Annotated in this window: 32 protein-coding genes; all 32 read right to left on the bottom strand. The window is 47.9% G+C overall.

All coding sequences use genetic code 11. The features are described 5' to 3' along the window. Window positions 1–3: 3 nt before the first annotated feature. The gene (gene rplQ, locus LLG09_06375) at window positions 4–372 is read right to left on the bottom strand and encodes a 50S ribosomal protein L17 (GenBank protein ID MCE5196737.1); all 369 of its coding nucleotides are present in this window, start codon (window positions 370–372) and stop codon (window positions 4–6) included. A gap of 22 nt (window positions 373–394) precedes the next feature. Further along, a complete protein-coding gene (locus LLG09_06370; GenBank protein MCE5196736.1) occupies window positions 395–1,354 on the bottom strand; it encodes a DNA-directed RNA polymerase subunit alpha in 960 nt (319 codons plus the stop codon). Between the two features lie 30 nt (window positions 1,355–1,384). Continuing rightward, window positions 1,385–2,014, bottom strand: a complete 630-nt coding sequence (gene rpsD, locus LLG09_06365) for a 30S ribosomal protein S4 (GenBank protein ID MCE5196735.1) — start codon at window positions 2,012–2,014, stop codon at window positions 1,385–1,387. A gap of 20 nt (window positions 2,015–2,034) precedes the next feature. After that, a complete protein-coding gene (gene rpsK, locus LLG09_06360; protein MCE5196734.1) occupies window positions 2,035–2,427 on the bottom strand; it encodes a 30S ribosomal protein S11 in 393 nt (130 codons plus the stop codon). Window positions 2,428–2,460: 33 nt separating this feature from the next. Then, window positions 2,461–2,829 (bottom strand): 30S ribosomal protein S13, encoded by a 369-nt coding sequence (gene rpsM, locus LLG09_06355; GenBank protein MCE5196733.1) that lies wholly within the window; start codon window positions 2,827–2,829, stop codon window positions 2,461–2,463. Window positions 2,830–2,912: 83 nt separating this feature from the next. Continuing rightward, window positions 2,913–3,026, bottom strand: coding sequence for a 50S ribosomal protein L36 (gene rpmJ / locus LLG09_06350; protein MCE5196732.1), 114 nt, complete (start codon window positions 3,024–3,026; stop codon window positions 2,913–2,915). A 26-nt stretch (window positions 3,027–3,052) separates the two neighbouring features. Then, entirely contained in the window at window positions 3,053–3,271 is a 219-nt protein-coding gene (gene infA / locus LLG09_06345) for a translation initiation factor IF-1 (GenBank protein ID MCE5196731.1), read from the bottom strand. Window positions 3,272–3,311: 40 nt separating this feature from the next. Beyond that, window positions 3,312–4,076: a type I methionyl aminopeptidase gene (gene map / locus LLG09_06340; GenBank protein ID MCE5196730.1), complete on the bottom strand. Its 765-nt coding sequence runs from the start codon at window positions 4,074–4,076 to the stop codon at window positions 3,312–3,314. Beyond that, the gene (locus tag LLG09_06335) at window positions 4,076–4,723 is read right to left on the bottom strand and encodes an adenylate kinase (protein ID MCE5196729.1); all 648 of its coding nucleotides are present in this window, start codon (window positions 4,721–4,723) and stop codon (window positions 4,076–4,078) included. Before LLG09_06335 ends, map begins: the two co-directional genes overlap by 1 nt. A 16-nt stretch (window positions 4,724–4,739) precedes the next feature. After that, the gene (gene secY / locus LLG09_06330; protein MCE5196728.1) at window positions 4,740–5,999 is read right to left on the bottom strand and encodes a preprotein translocase subunit SecY; all 1,260 of its coding nucleotides are present in this window, start codon (window positions 5,997–5,999) and stop codon (window positions 4,740–4,742) included. Then, a complete protein-coding gene (rplO, locus tag LLG09_06325; GenBank protein ID MCE5196727.1) occupies window positions 5,999–6,439 on the bottom strand; it encodes a 50S ribosomal protein L15 in 441 nt (146 codons plus the stop codon). Before rplO ends, secY begins: the two co-directional genes overlap by 1 nt. A gap of 12 nt (window positions 6,440–6,451) precedes the next feature. Beyond that, the gene (gene rpmD / locus LLG09_06320) at window positions 6,452–6,640 is read right to left on the bottom strand and encodes a 50S ribosomal protein L30 (GenBank protein ID MCE5196726.1); all 189 of its coding nucleotides are present in this window, start codon (window positions 6,638–6,640) and stop codon (window positions 6,452–6,454) included. Window positions 6,641–6,653: 13 nt separating this feature from the next. Next, window positions 6,654–7,154, bottom strand: a complete 501-nt coding sequence (gene rpsE / locus LLG09_06315; GenBank protein MCE5196725.1) for a 30S ribosomal protein S5 — start codon at window positions 7,152–7,154, stop codon at window positions 6,654–6,656. Window positions 7,155–7,176: 22 nt separating this feature from the next. Then, on the bottom strand, window positions 7,177–7,545 hold the full coding sequence (gene rplR, locus LLG09_06310; protein ID MCE5196724.1) for a 50S ribosomal protein L18: 369 nt from the start codon (window positions 7,543–7,545) through the stop codon (window positions 7,177–7,179). Window positions 7,546–7,577: 32 nt separating this feature from the next. After that, window positions 7,578–8,114 (bottom strand): 50S ribosomal protein L6, encoded by a 537-nt coding sequence (rplF, locus tag LLG09_06305; GenBank protein MCE5196723.1) that lies wholly within the window; start codon window positions 8,112–8,114, stop codon window positions 7,578–7,580. Between the two features lie 14 nt (window positions 8,115–8,128). Beyond that, window positions 8,129–8,527, bottom strand: coding sequence for a 30S ribosomal protein S8 (rpsH, locus tag LLG09_06300; GenBank protein MCE5196722.1), 399 nt, complete (start codon window positions 8,525–8,527; stop codon window positions 8,129–8,131). A gap of 27 nt (window positions 8,528–8,554) precedes the next feature. Then, window positions 8,555–8,740 carry a type Z 30S ribosomal protein S14 gene (locus tag LLG09_06295; GenBank protein MCE5196721.1) on the bottom strand — a complete coding sequence of 62 codons (186 nt, stop codon included), beginning with the start codon at window positions 8,738–8,740 and terminating at the stop codon, window positions 8,555–8,557. Between the two features lie 16 nt (window positions 8,741–8,756). Then, window positions 8,757–9,296, bottom strand: coding sequence for a 50S ribosomal protein L5 (gene rplE, locus LLG09_06290; GenBank protein MCE5196720.1), 540 nt, complete (start codon window positions 9,294–9,296; stop codon window positions 8,757–8,759). Between the two features lie 20 nt (window positions 9,297–9,316). Further along, entirely contained in the window at window positions 9,317–9,646 is a 330-nt protein-coding gene (gene rplX / locus LLG09_06285; GenBank protein MCE5196719.1) for a 50S ribosomal protein L24, read from the bottom strand. Between the two features lie 17 nt (window positions 9,647–9,663). Continuing rightward, on the bottom strand, window positions 9,664–10,032 hold the full coding sequence (gene rplN / locus LLG09_06280; protein MCE5196718.1) for a 50S ribosomal protein L14: 369 nt from the start codon (window positions 10,030–10,032) through the stop codon (window positions 9,664–9,666). Window positions 10,033–10,071: 39 nt separating this feature from the next. After that, window positions 10,072–10,329, bottom strand: a complete 258-nt coding sequence (gene rpsQ / locus LLG09_06275; protein MCE5196717.1) for a 30S ribosomal protein S17 — start codon at window positions 10,327–10,329, stop codon at window positions 10,072–10,074. A gap of 29 nt (window positions 10,330–10,358) precedes the next feature. Then, window positions 10,359–10,568 (bottom strand): 50S ribosomal protein L29, encoded by a 210-nt coding sequence (gene rpmC / locus LLG09_06270; GenBank protein MCE5196716.1) that lies wholly within the window; start codon window positions 10,566–10,568, stop codon window positions 10,359–10,361. Next, window positions 10,558–10,992, bottom strand: coding sequence for a 50S ribosomal protein L16 (rplP, locus tag LLG09_06265; protein MCE5196715.1), 435 nt, complete (start codon window positions 10,990–10,992; stop codon window positions 10,558–10,560). Before rplP ends, rpmC begins: the two co-directional genes overlap by 11 nt. Window position 10,993: 1 nt before the next feature. Then, on the bottom strand, window positions 10,994–11,662 hold the full coding sequence (gene rpsC, locus LLG09_06260; protein ID MCE5196714.1) for a 30S ribosomal protein S3: 669 nt from the start codon (window positions 11,660–11,662) through the stop codon (window positions 10,994–10,996). Window positions 11,663–11,697: 35 nt separating this feature from the next. Then, complete coding sequence (rplV, locus tag LLG09_06255) at window positions 11,698–12,042, bottom strand: 50S ribosomal protein L22 (GenBank protein ID MCE5196713.1); 345 nt, start codon at window positions 12,040–12,042, stop codon at window positions 11,698–11,700. A gap of 4 nt (window positions 12,043–12,046) precedes the next feature. Further along, the gene (gene rpsS, locus LLG09_06250) at window positions 12,047–12,343 is read right to left on the bottom strand and encodes a 30S ribosomal protein S19 (GenBank protein ID MCE5196712.1); all 297 of its coding nucleotides are present in this window, start codon (window positions 12,341–12,343) and stop codon (window positions 12,047–12,049) included. Between the two features lie 20 nt (window positions 12,344–12,363). Further along, window positions 12,364–13,191: a 50S ribosomal protein L2 gene (rplB, locus tag LLG09_06245; protein ID MCE5196711.1), complete on the bottom strand. Its 828-nt coding sequence runs from the start codon at window positions 13,189–13,191 to the stop codon at window positions 12,364–12,366. Window positions 13,192–13,206: 15 nt separating this feature from the next. Continuing rightward, complete coding sequence (gene rplW / locus LLG09_06240; protein ID MCE5196710.1) at window positions 13,207–13,497, bottom strand: 50S ribosomal protein L23; 291 nt, start codon at window positions 13,495–13,497, stop codon at window positions 13,207–13,209. Next, window positions 13,497–14,120 (bottom strand): 50S ribosomal protein L4, encoded by a 624-nt coding sequence (rplD, locus tag LLG09_06235; protein ID MCE5196709.1) that lies wholly within the window; start codon window positions 14,118–14,120, stop codon window positions 13,497–13,499. Before rplD ends, rplW begins: the two co-directional genes overlap by 1 nt. Before the next feature lie 30 nt (window positions 14,121–14,150). Then, a complete protein-coding gene (gene rplC / locus LLG09_06230; protein MCE5196708.1) occupies window positions 14,151–14,777 on the bottom strand; it encodes a 50S ribosomal protein L3 in 627 nt (208 codons plus the stop codon). A 23-nt stretch (window positions 14,778–14,800) separates the two neighbouring features. After that, complete coding sequence (gene rpsJ, locus LLG09_06225; GenBank protein ID MCE5196707.1) at window positions 14,801–15,109, bottom strand: 30S ribosomal protein S10; 309 nt, start codon at window positions 15,107–15,109, stop codon at window positions 14,801–14,803. Between the two features lie 171 nt (window positions 15,110–15,280). Beyond that, the coding region (gene tuf / locus LLG09_06220) for an elongation factor Tu (protein MCE5196706.1) at window positions 15,281–15,416 on the bottom strand (136 nt) is incomplete at its 5' end.

Here is a 15,416-nt window from a genome sequence, read left to right as displayed (position 1 = left end):
TTCTTATTCCTTTTTGGCTGCTTCTACTTTGCCGTCCACCAATTGCAGCAGCACCATAGGGGCAGCGTCCCCGCGCCGGGGGCCTAATTTCAAAATCCGTGTATAGCCGCCGGGGCGGGTCGCACAACGCTTCGCTACGTCGTCAAAGACTTTCTTTGCCACACTTTCTTTGGTCAGATAGGCGGCAGCCTGACGGCGAGCATGGAGATCTCCTCTTTTACCCAGGGTTATCATTTTTTCGGCAATGGAACTGACTTCTTTTGCACGGGTTTCCGTGGTTTCAATTTGTTCCATTTCCAATAATGAAGTCACCAGGTTACGGAGAAGGGCTTTACGATGTCCGGTATTACGACCTAATTTACGATAGCCCATGGTTCTCCCTCCTTCGTCACTTTTATTCTTCCTGTTCCCTTAAGGATAAGCCAAGGACTTGAAGTTTGATAATAACTTCCTCCAAAGACTTTCTTCCCAGATTGCGTACTTTCATCATATCATCTTCAGTACGGTTGACTAATTCAGATACCGAATTGATACCTGCCCGCTTTAAACAATTGTAGGAGCGAACCGACAAGTCCAGGTCCTCAATCGTCATGCGTAATTTGTCTTCCTTCTGTCTCGTCTCACCGGCTTCATGAGCCACAATTTCCTCCGCTTCCGTATGAGTTTCCGTCAGGGCGACAAAAGGATTCAATAAATCACAGATGATTTGCGCCCCATTGCTGACTGCTTCCTGCGGTTTGATGCTGCCGTCGGTCCAAACTTCCAGCGTTAACTTATCAAAGTCAGTGACTTGACCGACACGCGCATTTTCAACAAAGTAATTCACGCGGATAATGGGTGAAAAAATGGAGTCAACCCAAATAGTACCGATCGTTGTATCGTTCTTCTTATTCCGGTCGGCCGATACATAGCCGCGTCCTCTCTCCGCCGTTATTTCGGCAAAGAGACGACCGTCGGCATCCAATGTTGCCAGTTTAAGTTCCGGATTTAAGACTTCCACATCAGCATCCAGCTTCAAATCCTTTGCCTGAACGATTCCTTCTCCCTGTGCTTCAATTCGTAAAGTTTTCACTTCATCGCTGAAGATCCTGAGACGAAGTTCCTTGAGGTTCAGCACAAATTCTGTGATATCTTCCAGCATACCCGGAACCGTCGTGAATTCGTGTTCAACCCCCTGAATTCGAACCGCGGTGACTGCGGCTCCGTCGATACTTGAAAGGAGGATACGACGAAGAGAATTGCCTAAAGTGTGTCCGTAACCCCGTTGGAGAGGTTCCACACAAAACTTCCCATAACGATCGTCACTCGTAATGGAGACAATTTCAATTTTTGGGCGATCAAATTTCTCCAACATAGGCCAACCCTCCTACTTGTTCCCAATGCATTAACGGGAATAAAACTCGATGATCAGGTTTTCGGCTACCGGAATGTCAATTTCTTCACGGCTTGGAATACGCAAAACCAAACCTTTTAAATTCTCAACATCCAGCTGCAGCCAAGGTACCACAGCTTTTGCTCCGAGTGCTTCCACCAGACCAACGAATTTCGCACTGGCCCGACTCTTGGATCTGATTTCAACGACATCGTTTACTTTCAAAATGTAGGAAGGAATATCCACCCGACGACCGTTCACTTTGAAGTGTCCGTGCCGAACCAACTGGCGGGCTTCAATTCGATTGCCGGCAAAACCAAGACGATAAACGACGTTATCTAAACGGCATTCCAGTAATTGTAATAAGTTTTCACCGGCAACGCCTTTTTTACGTTTGGCGAGGGCGAAGTAACGGTGGAATTGACTTTCCAGGATGCCATAAATACGGCGGGCTTTTTGTTTTTCGCGCAAATGCAGACCATAGTCAGATACTTTACCGCGACGACCCTGTCCATGTTGTCCGGGAATCGTGGCACGGCGCTCCAGAGCGCACTTGCCGGTATAGCAGCGTTCACTCTTTAAAAAGAGCTTAATGCCCTCGCGGCGGCACAATCTGCAGACAGGTCCGGTATATCTAGCCATATAACTTTTCCTCCTTCAGATTAAACGCGGCGCCGTTTGGGTGGCCGGCAGCCATTATGGGGAATCGATGTAACATCTTTGATCATGCTGATGTTCAAACCGGATGTTTGAAGCTGACGAATTGCCGCCTCGCGGCCGGAACCTGGTCCTTTGACCAATACTTCTACTTCTTTCATACCATGTTCCATCGCAGCTGCAGCAGCTTTCTCTGCGGCTTGTTGAGCAGCAAAGGGAGTACTCTTTTTGGAACCTTTAAAACCCATTCCCCCGGCGGTAGCCCAGGAAATTGCATTACCGGTTCGATCGGTAATGGTAACAATGGTATTGTTGAAGGTAGATTGAATGTGCGCAACGCCGAACTCAATGTTTTTACGTTCACGACGTTTGGTGCGAACAGCTTTTGCCTTAGCCATTTATCGCTAATCCCTCCTTTGGGGTTTTACCGCTTATTTCCTTTTACCGGACATGGAGCGACGTGGACCTTTGCGCGTTCTCGCATTGGTTTTCGTGCGCTGCCCTCTAACCGGCAGGCCGCGGCGATGTCGGATGCCACGGTAGCAACCTATGTCTACCAGGCGTTTGATATTGGCGGTCACTTCACGCCGTAAATCCCCTTCGACCTTATAATCATGGTCGAGAACCTCACGCAATTTCGCTACGTCACCTTCCGTTAAGTCGCGAACACGGGTATCGGGGCTGATTCCGGTTTGTCCCAGAACCTTTCTTGATGTTGAAAGACCAATGCCAAAGATATACGTTAATCCGATTTCCACACGTTTCTCTCTGGGCAGATCTACACCGGCAATACGTGCCATACTTGTCGTACACCTCCACTGACTTGCATTAAGCAGTCAAGAGCCATGATGTTTTACAGAAGCCCTTTGCTCTTTGTGCTTGGTTAACCTTGTGTTTGTTTATGTTTGGGATTTTCACAGATCACCATCACACGACCATGGCGCTTAATGATCTTGCATTTTTCACACATCTTTTTAACAGACGGCCGAACCTTCATGGATTTTTACCTCCTTAGGTTTTAGGTTACTTCAACCGATAGGTAATGCGGCCTCGACTGAGATCGTAAGGCGAAATCTCTAGCTTCACCTTATCTCCCGTGAGGATGCGGATAAAGTTCAGTTTCAACTTCCCGGACACATGCGCTAATACGATATGACCGTTCTCCAACTGAACCCGGAACATTGCATTGGGCAATGGTTCCACAACTTTGCCTTCTACTTCGATTACATCCTCTTTGGACATGTTTTACAGCTCAATCCTCCTCTAAAATCTTCTGCTTCCATCATTCAACCGGTTCCTCATCATCCACACTCAAGATCAGCGGCCCTGTTGGCGTAATCAAGATGGAATGCTCAAAATGAGCGGAAGGCTGTCGGTCTTGCGTCACAATAGTCCATTGGTTCTCTTCCACTTCAACTTCGTATCTTCCCATGTTGATCATGGGTTCGATCGCTAAAGTCATACCGCTTTTCAGACGAGGACCGCGATGCGGGGATCCGTAATTAGGGATCTCGGGATCCTCATGCAAATCACATCCAACACCATGACCAACCAGATCACGCACAACCGAATAACCGGCTGCTTCGGCATGAACCTGAACGGCATGTGAAATATCGCTGAGGCGGTTCCCTTCCAGGGCCTGGGCAATTCCCAAATAAAGACTTTCTTTTGTGACTTGCAGCAATCGTGCTTTCTCAGCGCTGATTTCGCCAACCGGAAGTGTGACAGCCGAATCAGAATGCATTCCTTCGTAGATGACACCGCCATCAATGCTGACGATATCACCTTCCTGCAGCTTTCTTGCACCGGGGAAGCCATGTACTACTTCTTCATTCACAGAAATGCATAATGTTGACGGAAATCCGTTATAACCCAGAAAACTAGGTTTGCATCCCGCTTTGCGAATGACTTCGGCAGCAATTTCATCCAGTTCCTGCGTCGTGATGCCGGGGCGTACAGCTTCCGTCACCGCTTTGAGAACCCTGGCTAAGATTGTGCCCGCATGCCGCATTGCATTGATTTCGTTTTCAGATTTCAGAATAATCATCACAAACTCCCAAGAGCAGCAAGTATGAGCTTGCCGACTTCTTCAACGGATCCCTGACCATTGATTGTGATCAGACGGTTCGAGTTCGCATAATAAGCAATGAGCGGTGCAGTCTGACGGTTGTATACTTCAAGCCGCGCCGTAACAGTGGCTTCACTGTCATCAGCTCTTTGATAAAGTTCTCCGCCGCAAAGGTCACAGACGCCTGCTTGCTTGGGAGGATTGAAAACTTTATGGTAGGGAGCCTGGCACTGCCGGCAAATAAACCGGCCCGTTAAACGTATAATCAGATCTTCAAAAGGAACTTCAATGTTCAGGACTGCATCCAGACCGCCGCCTAATTCTTGCAGGAGTTTATCCAAAGCATCTGCTTGTGCGAATGTTCTGGGAAAGCCGTCCAGCAAAAAACCTTTTTGACAATCCGGCTTCTGCAAGCGTTCTTTCACAATGCCAATTGTCAGTGCATCGGGTACCAGCGCACCGATATCCATATAAGCTTTCGCTTCGATTCCTAATTTCGTTCCTTCTTTGACAGCGGAACGAAACATATCTCCGGTGGAAATGTGAGGAATTTCATATGCTTTGACAATCACTTCCGCTTGAGTGCCTTTCCCCGCTCCCGGGGGTCCTAATAAAACAACCCGCATAGTAACCCCATGCCTCCTATTGCAAGAAACCTTTGTAATGACGCTGCATTACTTGAGCTTCAATCGCTTTAATCGTTTCCAAAGCCACACTGATTGCAATTAAAATGGTTGTGCCGCCGAAACCGGTTTTCATGGTCGTGACAGCAGACAGCAACATAGGCAATAGAACCAAAGCACAAAGGAAAGCAGCGCCTACAACCGTAAGGCGGCTCATGATACGGCTGAGAAAATCAGAAGTCGATTTACCGGGACGAATGCCGGGAATAAATCCGCCATTCTTTTGCATATTCTTTGCGGTATCAATCGGATTGAATTGGATCATGGTATAGAAGAAAGAGAAAAAGAAAATAAGCAGCACATACAAGATCGTATGGAACCACGTACCTGCGCCCATAAAAGAACTGACTTTCTCTGCCCAGCCGGCATTGACGAATTGCAGAATGGTTTCCGGAAACATCAGCAAACTGGAAGCGAAAATAACAGGCAGGACACCGGCCTGGTTAATTTTGAAAGGAATATGTGTGTTTTGTCCGCCATAGACCTTACGGCCAACCACACGTTTGGCATATTGCACCGGAATTTTCCGGGTGCCTTGCGTAACAAAAACAATACCAACTACGCTGACGGCAACAATCACGACGAGAATTATCACTCCCCACCAGGGGGTAGTACCGGCAATAACACCCTTGCCCATCGAGATCACAGAATCCGGCATTTGCGAGATGATGCCTGCAAATATCAGGAGAGAAACACCATTGCCAACGCCTTTTTCACCGATCGTTTCCGCCATCCACATCAATAGAATGGTGCCGGCGGTAAAGGTCAGAGCGATCACACAATAGGAATAGAAGCCAGGATCTCTCACTGCCCCTAAGCTGCCGATATAATTAGCAGTAGCATAACCTTGTATCAAGGCAAGCAGCAGCGTGATATAGCGGGTATACTCCTGTAATTTCTTACGGCCTTGTTCGCCTTCTTTGGACATCTCTTCCCATTTCGGGATGACGACGCTCAATAGTTGCACCACAATGGAGGATGTAATATAAGGGCTGACGGCAAGCGCAAAGAGACTCATTTGTTTAAGCGCACCGCCGGACATGACGTTCAAGAAACCAAAGAAGTTACTTTCACTGAAGATGCTGCGGATTGCGGTTGCATCAATCAATGGCACCGGGATGTGACAACCTAAGCGAAACAGAAGGATCAGCAAGCCGGTATTCAGGATTTTCTTCCGTTGCTCCGGTATTTTCCATGCGTTTACAAAGGTGCTAAACATTAAATCACCTCTGCTTTGCCGCCGGCCTTTTCAATCTTCTCCAGGGCTGCTGCCGAGAATTTGTGAGCTTTCACGGTGAGCGCTTTTGTTAAATCACCATGGCCGAGCACTTTTACCGGCAACTGGAGTTTATTGATCAGACCTTCCTGATACATCAGTTCAGGCGTCACTTCGGTACCAGCTTCAAAGCAATCGAGGAATTTTACGTTAACCAACGCGTATTCTTTTTTGAAAATATTGGTGAAACCGACCTTCGGCATCCGTCTGGTAATCGGCATCTGACCGCCTTCAAAACCAATACGCACACCGCCGCCGGTCCGGCTCCATTGGCCTTTATGTCCGCGGGTAGAGGTTTTGCCCATCCCGGAACCCAGACCGCGTCCAACGCGGCGACGGGGTTTATGCGAACCGGCAGCCGGTTTTAGTTCATGAAGTTTCACGAAGGGCACCTCCTATTCTTCAATTTCTTCCACAATCAACATGTGGGGGATTTTGTTGATCATACCGCGGATTACCGGGTTATCGTCATGCACTACAACATGCTCGCGTTTGGTTAATCCCAAAGCCCGGGCAATTTTGCGCTGCTTTTCGGTACGTCCGGCAAAACCACGGAATAGAGTCACTTTAATCTGTTTTGCCATGATTTTTTCCTCCCTAACCGAGGATTTCTTCCACGGTTTTACCCCGCAATTTGGCTACCTGTTCAACTGTCTTCATGGTCATTAAGGCCTTGAGAGTTGCTTGTACCTGATTGATAGGGTTAGAAGATCCATTGGATTTTGTTAAAATATCGTGTATGCCTGCTGCTTCCAAAATCGCACGCACCGGACCGCCGGCAATCACCCCGGTCCCGACTGCCGCCGGTTTCAATAAAACTTCCGCGGAGCCATAGCGGCCGATATTAACATGAGGGACCGTAGTCCCTACCATAGGAATCGTTACAACATTTTTCTTGGCGTCGTCCGTACCTTTTTTGATGGCTTCCTGTACTTCTCTGGCCTTTCCGACGCCGATCCCGACGTGACCTTTTTGGTCACCGACTACAACCAGAGTTCTGAACCGACGAATACGTCCGCCCTTTACGGTCTTGGATACAGGACCGATGGAGACCACTTTTTCTGTCAGTTCCAGATTGGTTAAATCAATCTTTTGCATTGAAAACTCCCTCCCAATCGTCCTAGAATTTCAGACCGCCTTCACGGGCGGCATCAGCCAGCGCGGCGATACGGCCGTGGTAGAGATATCCACCGCGATCGAAGACTACTTGATTGATCCCTTTTTCAAGAGCACGTTTGGCAACGATACTGCCAACCACTTTAGCGGCGCTGATATTACCGCCGTATTTTAATTCTTCCCGGACTGCCTTTTCTAGAGAAGAAGCAGCAACCAGGGTGTGACCGCTGTTATCATCAATGACTTGTGCGACAATATGCTTGTTGCTGCGGTAAACGCAGAGACGAGGACGTTCTGCCGTCCCGCTGATCTGTTTACGCACACGAAAATGACGAACCAGACGAGCTTGATTCGCATCCGGCTTTTGGATCAAAGCGGAGTCACTCCTTTCTTGATCAAATCCCTTTATTTACCGGTCTTACCGACTTTACGACGAATGACTTCGCCCTCATACATGATTCCTTTACCGAGGTAGGGTTCCGGTTCGCGGACCTTACGAATTTCAGCGGCAAGAGCACCGACTTTTTCTTTGTCGATTCCCTTAACGATCATTCTGGCCTGAGCGGGAACTTCAACTTCGACGCCTTCCTCAGGAGTAATCTCGACCGGATGGGAATATCCCATATTGAGTACCAGGGTCCTGCCTTGTTTTGAAGCACGGTACCCAACACCAACAATGTTTAAATTTTTCTCAAAACCCTTAGTGACACCGACAACCATGTTATTCAGCAAGGCGCGGGTCAAGCCATGAAGCGCACGGTGCTTCGGAGCGTCACTGGGACGGCTGACATGCAGGGCTCCGTCTTCCAAAGTAATTTTCATCTCCGGATGTAAAGCACGTGTCAGGGTGCCCTTGGGTCCCTTTACGCTTACCAAGTTACCTTCCACAGTAACGTTAACGCCCTGCGGAATTACAATCGGCATTCTACCTATACGAGACACTTACGGCACCTCCTTTACCAGATATAACAAATCACTTCGCCGCCCAGACCTGCTGCGCGAGCTTGTTTGTCGCTCATTAGACCAGATGTTGTGGAAATAATTGCAACACCCAACCCGCCAAGGACACGAGGAATTTCATCTCTGTGAACATACACACGTAAACCAGGTTTCGAAATGCGTTTGATACCGGTGATTACGCGTTCGCGTTCCGCACCGTATTTCATAAAAATCCGGATAACGCCTTGTTTATTGTCGCTGATTTGTTGAAAATCACGGATATATCCTTCATTTTTCAGGATCTCCGCCAGCGCCACTTTCATCTTTGACGCCGGAATGTCTACCTTTTCATGGTAAACCACATTACCATTGCGAATGCGAGTTAACATATCAGCAATCGGATCGGTCATAGCCATGTAAACGACCTCCTCCCTGTTTCGATATTACCAGCTGGCTTTCGTGACACCGGGAATGTGTCCCTGATGCGCCAGATTGCGGAAGCAGATGCGGCAGATGCCAAATTTCCGCATATAGGCATGAGGACGGCCGCAAATTTTGCAGCGGTTGTATTCCTGTACCTTAAATTTCTGCGGACGGCTCTGTTTGATTTTTAGTGAAGTCTTAGCCATAAAGCTTCCTCCTCAGTTAGGAACGGAAAGGCATACCGAGTGCTTTCAGCAACTCGAAGGCCTCTTCGTCTGTTCTTGCCGTGGTGACAATAGAAATATTCATACCCCGAATTTTGTCGACCTTATCATATTCAATTTCAGGGAAGATCAATTGCTCTTTCACGCCGAGGGAATAGTTACCACGACCATCAAAAGCTTTCGGAGAAACTCCGCGAAAGTCACGAACGCGGGGAAGGTTGATATTCATTAGCTTATCCAGGAAAGACCACATACGCTCGCCGCGCAAAGTCACCATGGTGCCAATTGAAACGCCTTCACGCAGTTTAAAGTTTGCGATTGATTTCTTCGCTTTCGTAATCACCGGTTTTTGTCCGGCAATTGTTGTCAGATCACTGACCGATGCGTCCAGCAATTTTGAGTTTTGCAATGCATCTCCCACGCCGATATTAATCACAATCTTCGATAGACGGGGAACACTCATCACGCTGCTGTATTTGAAGCGCTCCATCAAAGCTGGTGTCACTTCATTTTGATATTTTTCTTTCAATCGGGACAAGATAGTTTACCTCCCTTCCTCTATTTATCAAGGGACTGTCCGCATTTTTTACAATAACGAACGTGACTGCCGTCTTCGGCAATTTTGCGGCCGACTCTGGTCGGTTTTTTGCAGCTTTTGCAGACGACTTGCACTCTGGCAGCGAAAACCGGCGCTTCCTTTTCCACAATTCCGCCTTTGGGATTTGTATTGGAAGGACGCGTATGACGCTTAATAATATTGATGCCTTCCACAATGACTTTACGGTCGTTTGGCATCGCTACTAAGATCTTACCCTGCTTGCCTGCATCTTTTCCCTGTAAAATAACGACGGTATCGTCTTTTCTAACATGCATTTTAGGTGCTGTCAAACTAGTACACCTCCTGACTACAGAACTTCGGGAGCTAGCGAAATGATTTTCATATAATCTCTTTCGCGTAATTCCCGAGCAACAGGCCCAAAGATACGAGTGCCACGCGGGCTCTTATCTTCCTTGATAATAACGGCCGCATTATCGTCGAAGCGAATGTAAGAACCGTCGTCCCGTCCCATCCCCTTACGGGTTCTGACGATGACAGCCTTGACAACTTCGCCTTTTTTAACAACGCCGCCGGGTGTGGCGGTTTTGACGGCAGCAACAATCGTATCGCCGACATTACCATAGCGACGGTAATGACCGCCTTTGACGCGAATACACATAATTGTTTTCGCACCGGAATTATCAGCAACATTCAAAACAGTCTGCTGTTGAATCATGTGGTTTCATCCCCCTTTCGTCTGCAATGGGCTTCAAGACTATTTTGCCCGTTCGACGATTTCAACCAACCGCCAGCGTTTGTCTTTGGAAAGCGGTCTTGTTTCCATTATGGTCACGGTATCGCCTTCCTGGCATTCGTTGTTTTCATCATGGGCTTTGAATTTCGTAGTAAGACGAATGCGTTTGCCATACAGAGGATGTTGTACCATTCTTTCTACAGAAACAACAATGGTTTTATCCATCTTATCACTGACAACCACACCGGTCTTCATTTTACGACGAGCGCGATCTATCATATTTGGCTCCTCCTTTTTGTTTCCTGCCATTAACCGATATTGAGTTCCCGCTGACGAATGCGGGTTTTGACGCGGGCAATGGCTTTTCTGACTTCACGGATGCGCATTGGATTATCCAACTGCCCCATAGCCATTTGGAAACGGAGGTTAAATAGCTCAGCCTTTAAACTCGCGAGCTTTTGCTCAAGCTCGGTAGCGTTCATATCGCTGATCTGCTTGCGCAATTCCTTAACCTTCATTGATTTCACCACCCACTTCTTCACGTTTAATAAATTTCGTTCTGATCGGCAACTTATGGGCAGCTAACCGGAAAGCTTCACGGGCAGTTTCTTCCGTCACACCGGCGATTTCAAACATGATACGGCCGGGTTTCACAACCGCTACCCAATATTCAGGAGCACCTTTGCCGGAACCCATACGGGTTTCAGCCGGTTTTTGCGTAACCGGTTTATCCGGAAATATTTTGATCCAGACTTTACCGCCACGTTTGATAAAACGAGTCATGGCGACACGGGCTGCCTCGATCTGACGGGCGCTGATCCATGAGGCTTCTAAAGCCTGCAATCCGAATTCGCCGCCGCTTAATTCTGCACCGCCCTTGGTCAGACCGCGCATTTTACCGCGATGTTGTTTGCGGTACTTGACACGTTTGGGGAGTAACATTTTATTTGCCCCCTTCCTTAGCTTCCGTTTTCACTTTCGGCTTCGGTAATACTTGACCTTTGTAAATCCATACTTTTACACCGATGCGACCATAAGTGGTCTTGGCTTCGGTAATTCCATATTGGATATCTGCTCTCAGGGTATGCAGCGGAATGGTGCCTTCATGGAACTTCTCATCCCGGGCAATTTCGGCGCCGCCCAACCGGCCGGAACATTGGACCTTGCAGCCTTTGACTCCGGGTGACCGCATCGCACGCATGATGGATTGTTTCATGGCGCGGCGGAATCCGATTCTTTTTTCCAATTGCGCAGCGATATTCTCCGCTACCAATTGGGCATCCCCTTCGGCAAAACGGATTTCGTTTACTTTGATATTGACCGGTTTCTTGACCATCGCCTCGAGTTGTTTGCGCAGATCTTCAATCCCCGCACCGCCTCTGCCGATGACAATACCAGGTTTAGCAGTAAACAGGATCACGCTGACCCGGTTTGCAGTCCGCTCGATTTCAATTTTCGAGAGACCGGCTTGATAGAGCTTATCTTTCAGAAACTTACGAAGCTTGTAGTCTTCGACCAAAAGATCTGAGAAATTCTTAGTTGCAAACCAGCGAGATTCCCAGTCCTTAATGATGCCAAGACGCAGACCGTAAGGATGAATTTTTTGACCCACTCTATTTTCCCTCCTTGCTTACTTGCGCTCCGTCGCTATGCACGCTCTTTTACTACGATCGTGATGTGACTGCTGCGTTTCAAAATGGGAAACGCACGACCACGCTGATGAGGCTGCGCCCGCTTCATCGTTGGACCCTGATCTACAAATGCAGCAGCGATATAAAGACGGGAACTGTCCATATCGTAATTGTTTTCCGCATTCGCGACAGCGGATTTCACAACTTTCGCGATGATTGGCGAAGCGGCTTTCGGCGTATAACGCAAAATCGTTAATGCTTCGTCAACATTCTTGCCACGAATATTGTTCATAACAATACGGACTTTCAGGGGGGCTATCCGGATATAACGAGCAATTGCTTTACTCTCTTTACTCTCCATATGCTTACACCCCTACCTTTTTCGTACCGGTTGTCTTCTCGGCGCCGCCGCTGTGTCCGCGGAATGTGCGGGTGGGAGCGAATTCGCCAAGTTTATGACCGATCATATCTTCCGAAATATATACAGGTACATGTTTTCTTCCGTCATGCACTGCGATGGTATGGCCAACCATATCCGGGAAAATCGTCGAAGCGCGAGACCAAGTTTTCACAACTTTTTTCTCACGGTTCGCATTCATTGCCTGGATCTTCTTGAGCAAGTGGTCGGCAATATAAGGACCCTTCTTAATGGATCTGGACATTGTCTAGCCTCCCTTGTCTATTACTTGCTCCGTCGTGTAACAATGTACTTATCGGATGCTTTCTTCTTGCGAGTCTTGAAACCGTTCGTTTTCTGACCCCACGGGCTCAGAGGGCTCTTATGGCCAACCGGAGAACGACCTTCGCCGCCACCATGCGGATGATCCACAGGATTCATGACCACGCCGCGGACGGTAGGACGGATTCCCATATGACGTGAGCGACCGGCTTTACCGATTTTTACATTTTCATGCTCCAGGTTACCTACCTCACCAATAGAAGCTTTGCAGTTGCCATGGATAAGGCGCATTTCGTTGGAGGGAAGGCGAACGTGAACATATTCCGATTCCTTCGCCATCAACTGAGCAGATACACCGGCGGAGCGCACTAATTGACCGCCTTTACCGATTTTCAATTCGATATTGTGAATCAACGTGCCAACCGGGATTTTTCTTAAAGGTAATGCATTGCCGGGTTTGATATCAACGCTTTCACCGGAAATAACGGTGTCGCCAACCTTCAAACCAACAGGAGCCAGAATATAGCTCTTCTCACCATCCGCATAGCAGATCAGGGCGATCCGGGCAGTACGATTGGGATCATATTCAATACTGAATACTTTTGCAGGGATGTCGTCTTTGCTACGTTTAAAGTCAATCAGGCGATACATCCGTTTGGCGCCGCCGCCCTGATGACGAACCGTTAAGTGGCCATGATTATTGCGGCCGCCGCGGCTGATCAAAGGAGCCAGCAAAGACTTCTCCGGGGTTTGGCGCGTGATCTCGTCAAACGAGTAACCTGTCATGGCACGGCGGGCCGGAGAGGTTGGTTTGTATGTTTTTACAGCCATTTGTCATCCTCCTCCTTATAGCCCATCGAAGAAGCCGATAGTCTTGGAATCTTTGGTCAAAGTAACAATCGCTTTTTTCCAATCGGAAGTGTAACCGTAATGTGCTCCGACCCGTTTCTTTTTACCTTTTACATGCAGGGTATTGACATCGGCTACCTGAACTTCGAAAACTTTTTCCACCGCATATTTGATTTCGATTTTGTTGGCATCCGGATGCACCTTGAATACATACTTCTTGTTTGCCATCATGGCACTGGTTTTTTCAGTGATAATCGGTTTTACCAGAACTTCATGAGGTTCACGCATTACGCAAATACCTCCTCTAATTTACCGACCGCATCTTTCACGATGATCAGCTTATCATGGAGCAGAATGTCATAAACATTCACGCTGCCGGAGAAAGTTACGCTGATACCGGGAAGGTTTCTTGCGGAGAGGTAAACATTTTTTTCGGGACCCGCCGTGATGAACAAAGCTTTGCGATCAATCTTCAGGTTTTTTAATAAGGTGACCATTTCTTTGGTTTTCGGCGAAGTCATATCCAGACTCTCTAAGATGATCAGATCCTGATCATTGACTTTACTGGTAAAAGCAGATCGCATGGCAATCCGTTTTACGTTTTTGTGCATTTTGATGCGGTAATCTCTCGGTTTCGGTCCGAAAGTGATACCGCCTTTTCGCCAAATCGGCGAACGGCTGGAGCCGGCTCTGGCATGACCGGTTCCTTTTTGACGCCAAGGTTTTTTTCCGCCGCCGCGGACCTCCGAACGGAGCAGCGTCGAATGGGTACCCTGTCTTTGTGCAGCTAAATAAGCAACAACGGCTTGATGCAGGCTCGGCTCGCTGACTTCAGTTGCGAAAAGCGATTCACACAAGCTCATTTCGCCAACTTTTTCTCCCAGGGTATTGTATACAGCTACTTGAGGCATAGCCTATCCTCCTTTCCTGTCATCATCCCGCTACTTTTTAGCAGCGTTCTTGATGGTCAAAAGGCTGCCTACCTGACCGGGTACGGAGCCTCTGACTAACAACAAATTACGATCGGCAATCACGCGGACAACTCTCAAATTGAGAATCGTCGTATTGTCAACGCCGTAATGTCCGGGCATCTTACGGCCTTTTGGCACACGTGCCGCTGCACGAGCTGCCAAAGTACCGGGAGCCCTGTGAAATTTGGAACCATGAGTCATTTTGCCGCGATGATGATTCCAGCGCTTGATACTGCCTGTAAAACCATGACCTTTGCTGATCCCGCTGACATCAATAAACTCATTTACTGCGAAAAGATCGCAGGTGAGAGACTGACCCACTTCATAATCCTGTGCATTCTCCAAACGCAGTTCTTTCAAAACACGTTTCGGAGCAAGATTACTTTTTTTGAAATGGCCTGTTTCCGGCTTGTTCACTTTCCGTTCGGCGATCTCACCAAAACCGATTTGAATAGCGGAATAGCCGTCGTTCTCCACCGTTTTTTTCTGCACAACCACACAGGGGCCGGCTTCTACAACGGTAACAGGAACGACTTGACCATTATCCAAGAAAATCTGAGTCATGCCTAATTTCTTACCAATGATTGCTTTTTTCATCCACTTTCACCTCCCTGATGGCGTTAAAGTTTAATCTCAATATCGACGCCGGCAGGTAGATCCAGTTTCATTAAATCATTCACTGTTTTCTGCGTCGGTTCCAGGATATCGATTAAACGTTTGTGTGTACGCATCTCGAATTGTTCCCGCGAATCTTTGTATTTGTGCACAGCACGGAGAATGGTATACAAGTTTTTCTCGGTCGGCAACGGAATTGGTCCCGATACTTGTGCACCGGTACGTTTTGCTGTTTCCACAATTTTTTCAGCGCAGGCATCCAAGAGATTGTGGTCAAAAGCTTTCAGGCGAATACGAATTTTTTGTTGTGCCACTCTTGTTTCCTCCTTCGTCCGATCTATGCGGACTGACAACTCCGCAAAAATTCCCCTGATGCCAAAGGATATTTCACCAGGCAACCTTCTGCTTCATCGCAAATTATCGGTCCCGTTTTGGTGCGATAAAGTTGCAACCCTAATTATCGCACCGAAACGGCTTACCTTCTTCTAGGCTTCTTTGATTTCGGTGACGACACCGGCGCCAACCGTGCGGCCGCCTTCGCGAATTGCGAAACGCAATTCTTTTTCGATGGCAATCGGAGTGATCAGTTCCACTCCCATCACCACGTTGTCACCCGGCATT

It is taken from the genome of Negativicutes bacterium (assembly GCA_021372785.1).
Taxonomy (GTDB): Bacteria; Bacillota; JAAYKD01; order JAAYKD01; family JAAYKD01; genus JAJFTT01.
Note: the sequence above shows the minus strand (reverse complement) of the source record. Positions and strands in the feature narration are given on the sequence as shown.

Bases quoted from the DNA above. Each gene is read 5' to 3' on its own strand.
- rplQ (MCE5196737.1), bottom strand. From the start codon at position 372: ATGGGCTATCGTAAATTAGGTCGTAATACCGGACATCGTAAAGCCCTT.
- LLG09_06370 (MCE5196736.1), bottom strand. From the start codon at position 1,354: ATGTTGGAGAAATTTGATCGCCCAAAAATTGAAATTGTCTCCATTACG.
- rpsD (MCE5196735.1), bottom strand. From the start codon at position 2,014: ATGGCTAGATATACCGGACCTGTCTGCAGATTGTGCCGCCGCGAGGGC.
- rpsK (MCE5196734.1), bottom strand. From the start codon at position 2,427: ATGGCTAAGGCAAAAGCTGTTCGCACCAAACGTCGTGAACGTAAAAAC.
- rpsM (MCE5196733.1), bottom strand. From the start codon at position 2,829: ATGGCACGTATTGCCGGTGTAGATCTGCCCAGAGAGAAACGTGTGGAA.
- rpmJ (MCE5196732.1), bottom strand. From the start codon at position 3,026: ATGAAGGTTCGGCCGTCTGTTAAAAAGATGTGTGAAAAATGCAAGATC.
- infA (MCE5196731.1), bottom strand. From the start codon at position 3,271: ATGTCCAAAGAGGATGTAATCGAAGTAGAAGGCAAAGTTGTGGAACCA.
- map (MCE5196730.1), bottom strand. From the start codon at position 4,076: ATGATTATTCTGAAATCTGAAAACGAAATCAATGCAATGCGGCATGCG.
- LLG09_06335 (MCE5196729.1), bottom strand. From the start codon at position 4,723: ATGCGGGTTGTTTTATTAGGACCCCCGGGAGCGGGGAAAGGCACTCAA.
- secY (MCE5196728.1), bottom strand. From the start codon at position 5,999: ATGTTTAGCACCTTTGTAAACGCATGGAAAATACCGGAGCAACGGAAG.
- rpmD (MCE5196726.1), bottom strand. From the start codon at position 6,640: ATGGCAAAACAGATTAAAGTGACTCTATTCCGTGGTTTTGCCGGACGT.
- rpsE (MCE5196725.1), bottom strand. From the start codon at position 7,154: ATGCAAAAGATTGATTTAACCAATCTGGAACTGACAGAAAAAGTGGTC.
- rpsH (MCE5196722.1), bottom strand. From the start codon at position 8,527: ATGGCTATGACCGATCCGATTGCTGATATGTTAACTCGCATTCGCAAT.
- LLG09_06295 (MCE5196721.1), bottom strand. From the start codon at position 8,740: ATGGCTAAGACTTCACTAAAAATCAAACAGAGCCGTCCGCAGAAATTT.
- rplN (MCE5196718.1), bottom strand. From the start codon at position 10,032: ATGATTCAACAGCAGACTGTTTTGAATGTTGCTGATAATTCCGGTGCG.
- rpsQ (MCE5196717.1), bottom strand. From the start codon at position 10,329: ATGATAGATCGCGCTCGTCGTAAAATGAAGACCGGTGTGGTTGTCAGT.
- rpmC (MCE5196716.1), bottom strand. From the start codon at position 10,568: ATGAAGGTTAAGGAATTGCGCAAGCAGATCAGCGATATGAACGCTACC.
- rplP (MCE5196715.1), bottom strand. From the start codon at position 10,992: ATGTTACTCCCCAAACGTGTCAAGTACCGCAAACAACATCGCGGTAAA.
- rplV (MCE5196713.1), bottom strand. From the start codon at position 12,042: ATGGAGAGTAAAGAGAGTAAAGCAATTGCTCGTTATATCCGGATAGCC.
- rpsS (MCE5196712.1), bottom strand. From the start codon at position 12,343: ATGTCCAGATCCATTAAGAAGGGTCCTTATATTGCCGACCACTTGCTC.
- rplB (MCE5196711.1), bottom strand. From the start codon at position 13,191: ATGGCTGTAAAAACATACAAACCAACCTCTCCGGCCCGCCGTGCCATG.
- rplW (MCE5196710.1), bottom strand. From the start codon at position 13,497: ATGCGTGAACCTCATGAAGTTCTGGTAAAACCGATTATCACTGAAAAA.
- rplD (MCE5196709.1), bottom strand. From the start codon at position 14,120: ATGCCTCAAGTAGCTGTATACAATACCCTGGGAGAAAAAGTTGGCGAA.
- rplC (MCE5196708.1), bottom strand. From the start codon at position 14,777: ATGAAAAAAGCAATCATTGGTAAGAAATTAGGCATGACTCAGATTTTC.